A 15,213-nucleotide genomic window follows, 5' to 3' on the forward strand; every position below is an offset into this window, starting at 1 on the left:
TAAAAACTTAACTATTTTCCACGAGGAACAGCGCATAGAACGTTATTAACATACTTGTCTGCAATACCAACATACTGTCCAGTTTGAGCATCGTGAATAGTACCATTTTCAGGATTTACTATTCCTCCAGTATTTGGATCTATAAGCTGTCCTTGCTCGTTCTTTACTAATCCAGTCTTTGGATTAATCTTTCCGTAAGGCTTCTTATGTTCAGGAGAGTTATTTAACTTATCGTTTTCGCTTATATCTTCGTTGCTATTAGAATCCTTTGACGAATTCTTAGTATGCTTTTTATCATTTTTTGCATACTGCTGTTTTAGTGTCAAAGGCTTATTTTCGCGCATCTTTTCCCAAATATCATCCGCTTCGTCAGACCACACAACTCTATTCGGGTCGTAAGAATCAGGAACAACAGGAATAGTTCGAGCATAAATATGAGAAGTATCTAATTTACGCATACTTAAAGCAAGTCCAACAAGCGTGCTTGGATTAGCTAATCCTTCGCTAATATTTAATGCACCTAAAGCGGATTTAGCTAACTGATACAATTCGCCACTTTGAGTTAATAGATTCTTAGATAAAGCTTGATGCATAAGCTGCTTGATTAAATACTGCTGCCTTGTTGTGCGCATAATATCCGAACCGTCGCTTGCAGTATCGTGCCTCATTCGAGCATATTGTGTAGCAAGCCTGCCGTTTAAATGCTGCATACCCTGCTTAAAGTTCACTCCCGTATAAGCGTCACGAGTGTCGCTTGGAATGCACAATGAAACTCCGCCAATAGCGTCAATCATATTACTTAATCCGCTAAAGTCAGCAACAATAAAGTGATGAATATTTAGTCCAGTTAAAGAATTTACTGCTTTTAGCGAGCAGGATGCTGCCGAAGCTAAATCTCCACCCTGCGCGTATCCAATAGCAAAAATAGAGTTGAACATTACGTGCTTGCGTGCAGGAATTTTTCCATTAGTAGTATCGCAAGCGGGAGCGTTTACCATAGAATCGCGCGGAATAGAAACAATATTCATATAGGATCTATCTGCACTAATCTGAACTACCATTGTTGTGTCAGATTGATGATCTCCTGTTTCACCATCGTGCGTAAAACTTTGATTATTTCCATCTCGTGAATCTTGGCCAAGAACTAGGAATGTTACAGGCTTCCCAGCATTTGCGTCAATAACTTGGTGTGCTTGACTATCTTCACTAATGATGTTTATAACTCGATTGCTAACAGTTGAAGAAAAATCTAACCAGGTAGCTGCAAGAATAGTTGAGAAGAAAGTAAGTATAAAAACAATAATCATGCACAGTATTGTGCGAGCGTGGTTTACAACTTTGTAGCCAAGACTATGATGTGGAACTGCGCGATTCCAATCATAGTTGCGCTGGTACCGCATGCCTTCAGGATATCTTGAAGTCACCATGGTACCTTCTTTCACAATAATAAAGCCTTTTATATTACGTAATTTTTAGCTGTGTTCACTCAGAAATAAAGTGGTACATGAAAGAACACATATAAGGTCTAACTATAGTACAAAGCATTGAGATTTAACCTGCATATTGTGTCTATATATTTATGGCGTGTTTTGCTGGATACCTACCCCTTGCGTAAACTGGTAACTATGGATTTACTAACCGCTCATACATGTACATTTGAAGACGAAGTTTTGCGAGTTCTTTCTGCAGCAAAATCATCGCGTCCTACTGATGTAGATTCTTCAATAATGGCGATGATGTGTGTTGAGCGTGACACAAGATTTTATGAAGATACTTTAAAAGCTGTATTAAATCAGTCAGTTCTTCCAGGAACTCTTGTTATTGTTGATTGCGCTAGTAGAGTTAAGCAGGTTATGCAAACAACAATGGAAGTACAAATTGACTCAAACGTGCTTTCAGGAAATGTGCTTCCAAGTTCTAATAAATCTAATAGATATTTACTTGATCCTAATAGTAAATTCAAAGCCAATAATAGAGACGCTAAATATAGGGCAAATATTCAACACAATAACGATTTAGAATTAAAAACAGTTCGAGTAGTTATTATTCCTGTTTCCTCTGCCCACTCTTTTGGTGATGCTATTGAGAAATCATTGCGTAAGCTTATGCCATGCAAAGGAATTTCGGCATTGTGGCTTCTTCATGACGATTCTCGCCCGGCTGATTCGCACTGTTTAGAAGCGTTAAGAGAAACTTGGAGAAATAATCCTACTGCTTCTGTATTAGGTGCAAAACAGATTGATTGGCAAGGAAATATTCTTCACAATGTTGGAATGTATGCTTGGCATCACAGCGTTCACACTCTTACAGTTGACGGTGAGCCGGATCAAGAACAGTATGACGGTCGTGGAGATGTATACGCAGTATCTTTAGCTGGAGCTTTAGTTACATTGACAGCGTGGCAGACTTTGCGTGGCACGCAACCATGGATGACAACTTTTGGTGAATCTAGAGATTTTTGCCGTCGAGTATCTTTATCTGGCGGGCGAGTAGTTGTAGTTCCTTCTGCTCGTATCGCTCACAGACGAGCTCGTTTAGAGGGTTTGCGTACTCGCGGCGGCGAGGCTAGGACGGAAGAAAAATCTGGACTTAGACATGGTGTAGCTCCTTCGCTTATTGCCAATCAGCGTTACAAATACACTGATGTACGTATGATTTTATGGCCATTTATGTGGATTTTTAGCTTACCGGTGGCGTTAGTCGGTGCTTTACGCTCCTTGCTTGCTAAACATCCTTACGCTGCTTGGGTGCGTCTTATTTTGCCATGGCTTGCTCTTATTCAGTTCCCGCGTGCCATGTTTGCTCGTAGGAGAGTAGCTCGAAACACTCGTGTTCCTCTTAAAAAACTTACACAACTAATCGCAGACCGGCATCAAGTTGCACGATGGAAAGATCGTAGTGCAGCGTTCAAAGCGCAGCAGCATTGCGTGTTATTAAGTCCTTTAGCAAGACGTCATTTGCATGATCGTGTATTAAGACGTTGGAGTGCCGTTATTCTTGCGTCGCTTTTGCTTTTTGCAGTTATATTGCATTTATATGGTTCTCCTTGGCGTGAGATTCTAGGTGGAGCATCCTGGTATTCTCAGCAATGGCTTCCTACAGGCGCTGATTTTAATCAATTATGGAATGCTGCAATTGGATCATGGGTTCCTGATGATGGCTTTGGTCCTGCTATTCCTCCTTCTCCGTGGCTTAGTATTTGGCTATTCTCTTCAGTATTAGTTGGTGCAAACCCGCTACTTGCTGTTACACTAATGTTCTTCTTAGCCGCTCCAGCGATGTGTTTGAGCTTCTGGGCATTAGCAGGCGTGTTTACGCGTTCCGACACTGTGCGTGTTTGTGCTGGAATTTGCTGGACTATGATTGCAATGGCATTTGGTTTATTTGCTCGCGGCGATCTGCCAATGCTAATGACTATGGTATTTTTGCCTGCAGCATTTGCGTTTGCTTTCCATGCTGTTGGAATGTACGTAACAGAAGATCCTGTTCGCCCTGTGCCTTCTGTTCAATGCGCTGCATTTGCTGCACTAAGCTTTATGATTCCTGTTGCTGCAGAACCTCAACTTGTTTTGCCTCTTGTTGTTATTTTCATTGCGTCATTTATTATGGTGCGCTCGCATAGGATTATGTTTTTACTTATGCCAATTCCGTCGATTATGATACTGCTTCCAACAATAGGCAGTGCTATTCGATACGGAGAATCGGGCATGTGGCGTCAATTGTTCTCTAGCATGTCTGTTCCGTTAAGGAGCGTACAGGGTGCTCCTCGTGCTCAAGGCTATGTTGATGTTCTTCTTCAAGCTTTCAATATGACTTCTGCGCATTTTGCTATTAACACTCCATTGCTTAGCTTGAGAACAATAATTATGTTGATTTTTGCTGTTCTTGCAGTATTTATGGCTGTGGCATCTTTGGTTCTTCCGTTTGCTTTGCGTGTTTCTAGAATGATGTGGGTTGTGATTATTAGCGGAATGGCGTTGGCTCTAGTTGCTGAGCGTATTGCTGTTGCGTCTGATATTAATGGTCCTGTTGCTGCAAGTGTTTTGCCAGGAGTCGCATTATCTACTATTGGCGTTTTGGCATGCATGTGTATGGTTGCTGGCCAAGCTGTTAGACGTTTTGAGCCTTTGCGTGCTTCTAAAAATAAAGATTATAAATCTACTGAAAAATATAAGACTCGTACGGATAGGCGCGCCGCAATGCGTAGATCTGCACAGCGTTTTATACGTCACGTAATTCGTATTGCTCGTGCTGCTCTGGCAAGTGGAATGTTAGCTATGGCTGTTCTTTTGGGTCTTTTTACGGTATTAAGCGGTCCTGCAACATCAATCTCTGCAAGTAGTAATGGCCTACCTATGGTTGTAACTGATTACTTGCGTAAGGATGATACTCATCGCGTACTTGCTTTGCGTGCACAAGATAATCATGAGCTATCTATTGCTGTTATGCGCACTTCTAAGGGAGATTCTATTGATCAATCTCCAGCTCTTCGTGTACGACAAGTAATTTTTGGTAATTCTCAAAGCAACAAAGCAATATCTCGTGCTGCGGCTCAACTGTTATCTCATGCAGATAATAGCGCAATTGAAACGCTAAAGCAGTTAGGTATTGGCGGTATTTATATTGTTGGAGATTCTGGTAATCATAAAGTAATTTCAGAATCAAAAATGTCAATACAGCAGTTGCTTCAGCCTTCTTCCAAGCCTCAGCCAAGCAAGGTAAATAAAGAAGCTACGGATAGTCTTATTGCGCATGTAAACGCATCTGAAAGCACGCAATTAGTAGTATCTATGCCTCAAGGAACTTATTGCAGGTTTGATGGCATGCCAGATTCTAAGTCGCTTTCAGAAACATCCCCATATTATCGTTCTAGGCCATTAACTTGGAGAATACCTTGGGTAGTGTCCACTGCAATCGTATTGCTAGTATACTGCTTGGTAGCTGTTCCTCGTTTTGGACGACATAATATGATTGAGCGCTCTGACGATTTGCATGAGGAGGAATTAGATGAGTTGGCGTAAAAATCCTCATGATAGTTCAAAGCATGGTGAAGTGCCTGCACAATCAGAAATTAAGCAGCATAATAAAATGATTGGCGTTGTTGCTCTTGCAACATTTAGCGCAATATTTCTTTTAGTAGTTGCTTGTGTTGTGGCGTTGTGTTGCGCTATGCCTAATTTTGTAGATAATGCTAATGCTCCAACTAGTAGTGTTTCTCACAGTGTTGGTGTTAGCCGCTTGCAATCTGTATGTCCTATTAGATTATCGCTACCTGATTTGGCACAATACGGAGATAGTCAATACAACGAATCAGAAGGAGACTTGCAATCTTTTGCTAGATACTCGACTTTTGGTGACGTGTATCGTGCTAGTGTGCACAATATTCGTGATACTAATGACGAATCGACTTTGTTAAGTAAAAAATTAAATAATGATGGAACTTCATCTCTTACTTATGCTGGAGATGTAAATCACGATGCGCAAGTTTTAGAAGGGCGTTTATCTAACATTGCTTCTGGCACAGGAATAGCGGCATCAATGGCATCTTGGGCAACTAAAGGTGATGTTCGCGGATTGTCCGCAACAACTTGCTCTATTCCTACCATGAAACAGACTTTCTTGGTTCCAGAGTCAGGTGAAGGTGTTTCTATTCGTTTAGAGGCTTTTAATCCTGCTTCAAAACCAACAGTAGTGCGTGTGCGAGCTTGGTCTGCTAAGCGTGGAAGTAATCCTATTAATTTATCTACTGGAAGTGCTTTTACTGTTCCAGCTCACTCTCACGCGTATTTTGATCTTTCTGCTGCAGCGCCTAAATCTTCTGGATTGTACGTTCAAGTAGAAAGTGAGCAAACACCTATTGCTGCCTTTGTAAAAGTCGTTCATATGAGCGGACTTACAGTGAAAGGTGTTGATATTATTCGAGCTTTAAGCGCTATGTCTTACGAAACTGTTTTGTCTGGAATTAATGAGTCAGAACAAGCAAAAGCATATGTGTGGCCAGATAAAGACGGTAAAGTGACTATTTCTTGGATGAATGATTCTGGAGCTCAAACAGTAAAAGATTTATCTGTAAAATCTCATAATTTGCAAGTTATTGATCTTGGAAAAGTTCCAGAAAAAGTTCATGCTTTAAGTATTACCGGCTCTGTTAAAACGTCTGCAATGATGTCTGTTTCTCGAGATGGTAAAGATGGCCAATCAGATATTGCTTTTATTAGCGCATCTCGTTCTCAAGGAATTAGCGCAATTGTTTCTCCTGTAAGTGCGGAAGAAACGACTTTATATATTGCTTCAACAAGTGATTCTGATTCTTCAGTATTCTTACAAGCAGTTGGCGCATCTGGAATGAAACGTGTTAGCGTTCCTGCACATTCTGTAGTTACCGTTCCAGCATCAGACATATCTCATAATGCCGTAATGTTTACTGTTAAATCAAGCAAAAATATTTCTCTGTCTGCAAGAATTCGTAAAGATGATTTAGACAAAGCTAATGTTGCTGGTATTGCTTGGCTTGCTTCTCAATCATTGGAGCCGCAACAAGCTCAAGTGCATGTTAATAGCGACAATCACATTGTGCAATAAGCTATAATTATATTCCCCAATCAGGGTCAATTTCTTCCGGCCTGCGCCCATATAATTCAGCTAAACGTTGCACAAGCTCATCTCTAATAGCGTATTGAAGCTCTAGTCTGCTTGTTACATGAGTGCATAGGGGAAGACGATACAATACAATACGAGCTTGCATTCCTCTACTTGCAGGGAATGCTTGAGACATAATGCGCCTATTATGTTCCCACAGTATTGGTTGAGATGGTGGAACATCTTCTACAGCAAATTGAACATCTTTTGTAAGAGCCTTCCAAGCTCCATTAAGGCGTCGAATTTGTGCAGCTACCATGGAATCAAACATTGCGCTAGCAGTACGGTATTGTGGAAGCCTAGTGCCAAATATTGGTGCGCGTAAGCCTCGCCCGTGGCGGTTTCTATAGCGACGTTCCTCCCAAATTACACCTGTCATACTTACACTGTAGGTGAAGGCTAGGGCAATCTTAATTATTAATTTGATTTTTACGGTGTGTGCAATATAAGCACAATATGGAATACTGTTATATAGTCTTAAAAGTTAGGAGTAATCTGAATGCTTAAGCCAATAGTGCATGATTGCAATGAGTTAAATCTTGGCTTAAGTATTGCCCAATCTTCGCTTATTGGTTTTGATTTAGATAACACATTGGCTTGTTCTAAGAAACCTATGCTTGCTCCAATGGCAGAAACTTTTAGCAAAATTGTTGATTTAATTCCTGTTGCTATTATTACAGGCGGAAGATTATCTTTAGTTAAAAGTCAAATACTAGACATGCTTACTGAAGGAACTAATCTCGAAAATCTTCATATTATGCCTACTAATGGCACTAGCTATTACAGAATCGACAATAAACAGTCTTTGAAATGTGTTTATGAGCATAAAATTGATCCAAATCAAGCGGAACATGTTATTTCTGTAATACGGGAGTGTGCTGAAAGCATGGGGTTGTGGAAGGCTTCTGGAGATTCAATGCTTTGGGGAGAGCAAATTGAAAATCGTGGTAGTCAAATAACTTTTTCTGCATTGGGTCAGCTTGCTCCAGTCGAATATAAGAAAACGTGGGATCCAGAAGGAAAACTAAAAGCTCAGCTTGCTAAAAGAATTTCTCAATCGCTTCCAAATTTTGCGGTTCGTCAAGGAGGAGATACGAGCGTAGACGTGTATAGGCAAGGCGATGATAAAGCTCAAGCATTACTCACATTAGCTAAATATTGTGATTTTTCTATTAAAAAAATTACTTTTATTGGAGATCATATGGAACCAGGCGGTAACGATTATCCAACCGCTTTTACTGGAGCTTTAGCCGTGCGCGTTAAAAATCCTGAAGATACTTTAACTCTTTGCACTAAAGTTCTTAACTACTTAAATGCTTAGGTTTAAATATTTAATAAATAGCTTTTAACCACAATGGTATTTTTTATTTTTATAGTTAACTAATTCTATTTTATGCTTACATTATGGCTGGGAGACGCAATGAAATAAGCCACAATAAGATGCAGGCTAAAAGCGTGGCATGCAATAGGGGAGTCGCATGTCACGCATCTGCATCTTTGTGCAAATATTGCAATAGCACATCTTGCAATAATAATGCTGACGAAAAAAGGTATTCTTCAATTGGCTGGCTAAATTTAATAATTATTTTGTATAATATGATACTTCCAAGAGGCTGTGCTGGTTGCGATACTCCTGATTTAGTATTGTGCGAAAATTGCGTTGACGCTTTTCAACATAACAAGCGTGCTCAATTTAATTCCATGACTTTTGGTTATCGTTATTCTTGCGGAGATTATTCGGGTGTTGTTAGACACGCAATATTGCAGTGGAAAGATCATGCAGATACAGCATGTGACAAAATATTTGGCTTACTTATTGCAAATCTTGTATTAAAAGTTTTTAGAAATAATATTAAAGACAACTCTTCAAAGAATAGTTTTAATAGTAATGGGCCAATATTGGTAGTTCCTATGCCGTCTTCATCTTCGTCTACAAGGCGTCGCGGACGTCGTCACATTATTCCAATTGCTAATATTGTTGCTGAAAAATTGTGTAACGAAGGTATTGAAGCTAAGGTTGCGAATATTGTTCGCATGGATTCAAGTATTAATTCAAAATCAGTTCAAACTAGCGGATCTAGAGGTAGGTCTAAAAGAGCTTCGCATGCCTTTTGTGTTAATTATCGCAAGCTAAAAAAACAATCAAATAATCGCAATTTAAAGCATGAGGCAATTATTATAGACGATATTGTTACAACGGGTTCCACAATGAGCAGCTGCGTTTATGCATTGCAGAAAGCTAAAGTAAGCGTTATATCTGGATTTTCCTTAGCGTGCGTTAGTAGCTCTGGGGATGGCACAGAAGACTATAAATAGTTGGTTTCTTTGAATTATTGCGCTTTATTGTAGTTTAGAGGAAGTGTTATTTCGAAATTAGGGCCGCGCTTGTCATCTACTACCTTAACAGTGCCATTATGTAGTCCTGCTGCCCAACGAGCAATTGACAAACCTAATCCAGTTCCGCCAGACTCAGTACCAATTCTTTTATTTCCCTTAACAAATCTACGGAAAATATCAGCTCGATCTTCTACAGGAATTTGATTACCAAAATTAACTACGTTGCTTACAACAGTATTCTGCAGATGATTAATATGAGCGCTGATTAGCACACGAGTTCCGTCGTTTGAATGTTTAAGCGCGTTGGAAATAACGTTAGTAAACAATTGTGAAAGACGGTCTTGGTCTCCTGTTAATTCAATACCATTTTCAATCTGAATGCTAATTTCATGATTATGACCAGCGTCGGCTATTTCAAGAGGCTCAATAATTTCATCAATAAAATCCGCAAAATTAAATGACGTAATATTAAGGCTTTCAGCCCCTGCTTCAACTCTAGATAGGTCAAGAAGAAAAGCAATAAGATCCGCTAATCTGTGTGTTTGGTTCAAAATAGCTTCCATATTGGACTCAGTAGGCTCAACAACCCCATCTGCAAGATTTTCAAGCATCGCTTGCAAAGCAGATACTGGAGTGCGCAACTCATGGCTTACGTTTGCTATAAGTTCGCGTCTCATTTGATCAGCATGCTCAAGTTCCTCGGCCATTTCGTTAAAAGCAAGCGTAAGTTTACCAACTTCGTCGCGTCTATTTTCTACAGCAACTCTTACGGAATAATCACCGTCTGCCATTGCTTCTGAAGCGTCTTTCATTTGGCGGAGAGGGGCAGTAAGTCCTCTTGAAAAAACGTAAGTGATTCCTAATGCAACAACCAATGTTAATGGCATAGCAATCCAGCCGTTTAATCCTGTTTTTAGCAAAAACCATGCCATTACGAATGCAATAGCAGTTGCGAACACAATAATCGCAGAAAGTTCAATTTTTAGAGATGAAAAAAATCCAACTGGGCGATTTGGGTAACGGTGTTCTTGCTTATTTTGATTCGATATATTGTTAGATTTTTCTTTGTTAGAAGTTTTTTTCTTAAATAAAAGTTTTTTCATAATAGTTAATCAGTTTTAGATTTGCACTAATGATTTATATATAAAATTACATAATAATTATGTAAAAAGTGGTGTTAAATTAGGGTAATTTTTATGAAGCTTGTGATTGAAGTACCTGCTCATAATCATTCATAGGTGGTTCAAAAGCGTAACCTATACCGTGAACTGTGCGAATCCACTCTGAACCAATCTTATGGCGAAGTGACTTAATGTGAGAATCAACAGTTCTTGTGCCGGAAGCATCTGGCCAATCCCATACTTGTTCTAGTAGCTCTTCGCGCTTAAAAACATTATGTGGATGTCTTGCAAAAGTCGCAAGTAAATCGAATTCAGTAGGAGTAAAATGCACTTCCTCATCGTTTAGCATTACTTGGCGTTGACGAGGTTTAATAACAAGCGCTCCAAAATTAAGGGTTCGCTCATTCTCCATGGTTTTTGCTATTTGAGCAGCTCTTTCTACTCGGCGAAGCAATGCTGCGCAACGAGCAATTAATTCGCGAGGAGAAAAAGGCTTAGTCATATAATCATCAGCGCCAGCGCTTAATCCGACTATTTTATCTGCTTCCGCATCTCTAGCAGTAAGCATAAGAATAGGGACGGGCCTTTTTGCAATAATCCTACGCGTAGCCTCAATGCCATCCATTATTGGAAGCATAATATCCATGATTATAAGATCAGGTTTAAGCTGTTCTGCCGCTCTAACAGCAGATGCTCCATCAGCAGCAACTCTAGCTCTCCAGCCTTGAGCAGTAATGCGTTGTGCAATTGCTGTAGCAAGATCTGGCTCATCTTCAACCACAAGGATGGTACGAAGCGTGTTGCTAACCGATGGAGCATTTAGCATATTTTTTAATAAACCTTTCAGTGTTGTACTGGCTTTAAGAATACCGCACCTAACGCTGGAACGGTAATTCTTGCTGAGTACGGGCGAGAATGATACTCTTCAGCAGCTGCAGTAAATGTGCCATTGTGAATATCAGAACCGCAATACTTTGCGTCATCGGTTGTGAGTATCTCTTCCCACTGGCCACCCTTTGGCAACGCAACCTGGTAGTCTTGCCACGCTTGACCTGAGAAGTTTACTACTACAACAATTTCTTCGCCGTCATCGCCAATACGCATGTAGCTTAATGTGTTGTGGTCTGAATCATCACTTGTAAGCCACTGGAAACCATCAGGCGTAAAGTCTTGACTCCAGAAAGCTCTAGAGCTCTTGTACAAGGCGTTCAAATCTGCAACAAGCTTTTGCACTCCTTGATGGAATGGCCACTGCAATTCATTCCAGTTAAGAGAAGTATTGAAGTTCCATTCGCTGGACTGTCCAATTTCTCCGCCCATAAACAGCAAGTTCTTGCCTGGGTGAGATCACTGGTATGCAAGCAAAGCACGCAAGCCTGCGAACTGTTGCCATTCATCGCCTGGCATCTTTCCAAGCAACGAACCTTTGCCATATACGACTTCATCGTGGCTTAATGGCAACACGTAATGCTCAGAATACGCGTAAACCATAGAGAATGTAATCTCATTGTGATGCCAACGACGGTTAATCGGCTCTTCCTTAAGGTATTGCAAAGTGTCGTGCATCCAGCCCATGTTCCACTTCAAGCCGAAGCCTAAGCCGCTCATATCGGTTGGTGCTGTTACGCCCTGATAAGCAGTAGATTCCTCAGCAATCATCATGATGCCAGGATTATTCTTGTAAGCAGTAGCGTTTGCTTCCTTAATGAAATCAATAGCTTCCAGGTTTTCTCGTCCGCCGTAAATATTTGGTCTCCACTGACCATTTTCGCGGCTGTAATCCAAGTAAAGCATGGAAGACACTGCATCGACGCGCAGTGCGTCAACGTGGTACTCATCCAACCAGAAGCAAGCATTGGCAACAAGGAAGTTACGAACTTCGTGGCGACCAAAGTTGAAGATATAAGTACCCCAATCAGGATGTTCGCCGCGCATAGGATCAGGATCTTCGTAAAGTGCTGTGCCATCGAAGCGTCCAAGAGCAAAGTCATCCTTAGGGAAGTGGGCAGGAACCCAATCCATAATGACACCAATTCCTGCTTTGTGGAGCTTATCTACAAGGTACTTAAAGTCATCAGGGGAGCCGAGTCGAGAATCTACAGCATAGTAGCCTGTAACCTGGTAGCCCCAAGATCCAGAGAATGGGTACTGTGTAAGAGGCATAAACTCAACGTGAGTAAAGCCTTCTTTTTGCACGTAGTCAACCAAGTGGTCAGCAAGCTCGCGATAATTGCCTAAATCACGATTCCAGCTGTTAGCTTGTACTTCGTAAATACTTATTGGACCATTGTGTGCGTCAGTTTTTGCACGCTTATCCATCCAATCGGTATCGTGCCACTTAAATTCAGAATCGACAACAACGGATCCAGTATTTGGTGGAACTTCGTGAGAACGTTCCATTGGATCGGCTTTCATGATCCAGTTGCCAGACTGCGTAAGAATCTCATACTTGTATACTTCGCCAGCAGTGACACCTGGAATGAAAAGTTCCCAAATTCCGGAAGATCCGAGCGAGCGCATTGCGTGACGTCGACCATTCCAGTAATTAAAGTTTCCAACAACTCGAACTGCGCGAGCATTTGGAGCCCACACGGAAAAAGCGGTGCCGGTTACTTTCTTTACCATCTTGCCTGTTTCAGGAGAAACTAGACCCCAAGAGTCGGTAATAGTCTTAACATGCGCGCCTAAGGCTTCCCAAAGACGTTCATGACGACCTTCGCCGAACAGGTACATATCAAGATCGCCAACTTGAGGCAAATAGCGATACGGGTCATCGTCTGTTGATTCAGAGCCGTCAATTTCTACAGTATGAATGCGGTAGCTTGGCACAGACCAAGTTTTACTTTTCGTATGCTTTACTGCAGGAATAACAGCGGTAAAAATGCCATTATATTCATGCTTAGCTTCGTATTCTCCGCTCTTGGTGAGAATTACTACTTTCTTTGCCATTGGGCGTAAAACGCGGACGGTTACAGTGTCAGCACCCTTGTCAGTTCCAAGGTGGCCGCCGAGAACCTCATGTGGATTGTAATACTCTGCATTGCTCACCGCAGCTAATACGTCCTGACGGACTGGGACTGCGACTGCATCTTCATTGATGTTAGTAACTGTACTCATGTTGACTATCATACATGGTTTATTGCTATAAGTCGCGTGTGTTTCGCAGTATTGTGAAAAATTTATGAAAGTTTTTTCAAGTCTTGCCCTTATGGGAAACTGTTATGAGTTTTTCTGTGCGTACGGAGGGTTCTGTTGGAATATCAAGTCGGCGATATGGTCGTCTATCCTCGTCACGGTGCAGCTCGTGTTGAAGAAATAAGTGAGCGCACTGTAAAAGGTGTAACTCGTCAATATCTGCGCTTAGTAGTGTTGTCGTCAGATGGTTTGGAAATTAATGTACCAGTAGACAATGTTAAAAAAGTAGGCGTACGTGACATTGTTGGGGCTCAAGAAGTAGCAAAAGTTTTTGAAATTTTGCGCACTCCAATTATTGAAAAAGAAATGAATTGGTCTAGGCGGTACAAGCTTAATGTTGAGAAGATTGCAACCGGCGATGTGAACAATATTGCTGAAGTTGTGCGTGATTTATCTCAACGCGATGTAGACGAGCATGGTCTGTCTGCTGGCGAAAAGCGTATGCTTTCACGCGCTCGCAGTATTCTAATTTCTGAAATTGCTTTGTCTGAAAAGATTGATGAATTTGAAGCTGAGCGTCTTCTTGATGTAAATCTTGGCTACAAAGACCCTCAGGAAGGTGATGATAAGCATCATACTTGCGCGCCTGATGAGCCTGCTTCTCAGACTTTATTTCTTTTAGAAGAGCGTAATAAAAAAGCAAAAAAGAAGTAAGTCTAAATTTTTAATTAGTTAATTTAGTTAATTTAATAATGTAACTGTTTTACAAATTAAATTAATTGTTAGATTTCAGCAATAAAAAATCTCTTGCACCGTCTGATGCAAGAGATTTTTATTATAGCTATAGAAGCTTTGTACTATTTACTTGCCTGGATCTTGCTGACCCTGATTTGAATTCTTAGGATCAGTATTCTTGGCTATAGTTGGCTTCTTAGTAATAGGTTTCTTTGGTGAATCTTGATCATCAATATTCTTACGCATATCTTTTGTTGCGTTAATAGCGTTTTGAAGATCATCGCAAATTTTCAAAATCCACTGATCTAGCTGATTTGCATACTTAGGCATAAGCTCACTTACGCGTACTGTCGACGTGTAGCTTCTACCAGCAATACCATTTAGAAGATTAAGAACATCGTTACCTTGCTGGCTGTCGCTAATAAGAACATCAATCTTACGATCTTCAATAAGCTTTTGGAACTCTTCTACACTTGAACGCTGTGGATCATTGTTATTGCTTATAGCGTCAGAATATTCCTTAGGAGCTGCATCCTTTACATTCATGTCTGCCATAAGCCAGAACAGAATTGGCGAGGTAGAAGCATATTTTGCATCGCTATGATTTTTAGCAAAATCACTAATAGAACTTGCTAATTTCTTTTCGCTATTTTGCCATTCAGATAGTCGCTGAGCAAAATCATGCTTCTTAGCCGGAAGAACCTTTGAGAAAGTATCAGCCATTGATGAAGCCATAGCTTCTCTTGCATCGTGAGAGAACCACAAGTACGGATTATCTCCATTTAATGCACCAACTGTTGCAGCTGCACTGATAGTTTCAGCCTTTTTTGGATGCACTTTAGAAGCCCAATCGTCGTATCCTGCGCCGTTTGTAATTAATACTTGCGCATCCTGCATATTTTCCAAGTCTTTTGGTTTAGGCTTAAAAGATGAAATATCAGTATTTGCGCCAGACATTATCGATTCGACTTTAACGTCTTTACCGCCGATTTCTTTAGCCAAGCTGCCCCAAGTATCTACAGTAGATACAACAGTTATTTGTGTTGCTGCTTTAGGTTTTTCTTTTGGCTTTTCTACCTGCTGACCGCAAGCCGAAAATCCAAGAAGTACTGCAGATGCAATAAGGCATGTTGAAACGGTTTTGCCAAATTTTTTTGCCGCGCAAATAATGGTACGCATCACTGTGGCTCCTTCTTTGATAATAGTGCGTCGGCGCACATTAGTTTTGCTTGTCGACTAATACACT

General features: G+C 40.7%; 10 protein-coding genes and 1 pseudogene. 5 read left to right on the top strand and 6 right to left on the bottom strand.

All coding sequences use genetic code 11. From position 1 onward, the window contains the following. Window positions 1-11: 11 nt before the first annotated feature. On the bottom strand, window positions 12-1,427 hold the full coding sequence (locus ACJV7B_RS00750; RefSeq protein WP_116793932.1) for an LCP family protein: 1,416 nt from the start codon (window positions 1,425-1,427) through the stop codon (window positions 12-14). Between the two features lie 198 nt (window positions 1,428-1,625). Here ACJV7B_RS00750 and ACJV7B_RS00755 point away from each other — a divergent pair, with 198 nt between their 5' ends. Beyond that, a complete protein-coding gene (locus ACJV7B_RS00755) occupies window positions 1,626-5,021 on the top strand; it encodes a glycosyltransferase family 2 protein (protein ID WP_419388707.1) in 3,396 nt (1,131 codons plus the stop codon). Beyond that, window positions 5,008-6,582: a DUF5719 family protein gene (locus tag ACJV7B_RS00760; protein ID WP_419388708.1), complete on the top strand. Its 1,575-nt coding sequence runs from the start codon at window positions 5,008-5,010 to the stop codon at window positions 6,580-6,582. Before ACJV7B_RS00755 ends, ACJV7B_RS00760 begins: the two co-directional genes overlap by 14 nt. Window positions 6,583-6,589: 7 nt before the next feature. On the opposite strand, the gene ACJV7B_RS00765 is transcribed toward ACJV7B_RS00760, so the two are convergent. Continuing rightward, window positions 6,590-7,018, bottom strand: a complete 429-nt coding sequence (locus ACJV7B_RS00765; protein ID WP_004128242.1) for a metallopeptidase family protein — start codon at window positions 7,016-7,018, stop codon at window positions 6,590-6,592. 120 nt (window positions 7,019-7,138) lie between these two features. On the opposite strand from ACJV7B_RS00765, the gene ACJV7B_RS00770 reads away from it, so the two are divergent. Then, entirely contained in the window at window positions 7,139-7,960 is an 822-nt protein-coding gene (locus tag ACJV7B_RS00770; RefSeq protein WP_419388709.1) for an HAD-IIB family hydrolase, read from the top strand. A gap of 119 nt (window positions 7,961-8,079) precedes the next feature. Next, window positions 8,080-8,955: a ComF family protein gene (locus tag ACJV7B_RS00775; protein ID WP_119521299.1), complete on the top strand. Its 876-nt coding sequence runs from the start codon at window positions 8,080-8,082 to the stop codon at window positions 8,953-8,955. 14 nt (window positions 8,956-8,969) lie between these two features. Here ACJV7B_RS00775 and ACJV7B_RS00780 read toward each other — a convergent pair whose 3' ends face one another. From ACJV7B_RS00780 to glgB, 3 genes and pseudogenes are all read right to left on the bottom strand, one after another. Continuing rightward, a complete protein-coding gene (locus tag ACJV7B_RS00780) occupies window positions 8,970-10,079 on the bottom strand; it encodes a sensor histidine kinase (RefSeq protein ID WP_116793937.1) in 1,110 nt (369 codons plus the stop codon). A 91-nt stretch (window positions 10,080-10,170) separates the two neighbouring features. Further along, entirely contained in the window at window positions 10,171-10,923 is a 753-nt protein-coding gene (locus ACJV7B_RS00785) for a response regulator transcription factor (protein WP_004127943.1), read from the bottom strand. A gap of 17 nt (window positions 10,924-10,940) precedes the next feature. Further along, window positions 10,941-13,214 (bottom strand): annotated as a pseudogene (gene glgB / locus ACJV7B_RS00790) (1,4-alpha-glucan branching protein GlgB). 135 nt (window positions 13,215-13,349) lie between these two features. Here glgB and ACJV7B_RS00795 point away from each other — a divergent pair. Then, window positions 13,350-13,946 (top strand): CarD family transcriptional regulator, encoded by a 597-nt coding sequence (locus tag ACJV7B_RS00795; RefSeq protein ID WP_165844122.1) that lies wholly within the window; start codon window positions 13,350-13,352, stop codon window positions 13,944-13,946. A gap of 147 nt (window positions 13,947-14,093) precedes the next feature. Here the strand turns inward: ACJV7B_RS00795 and ACJV7B_RS00800 are convergent, their stop codons facing one another. Beyond that, a complete protein-coding gene (locus tag ACJV7B_RS00800) occupies window positions 14,094-15,146 on the bottom strand; it encodes a metal ABC transporter solute-binding protein, Zn/Mn family (RefSeq protein WP_419388710.1) in 1,053 nt (350 codons plus the stop codon). Window positions 15,147-15,213 lie beyond the last annotated feature (67 nt).

It is taken from the genome of Gardnerella bretellae, from assembly GCF_048545135.1.
In the GTDB taxonomy this organism is placed as follows: Bacteria; Actinomycetota; Actinomycetes; order Actinomycetales; family Bifidobacteriaceae; genus Bifidobacterium; species Bifidobacterium greenwoodii.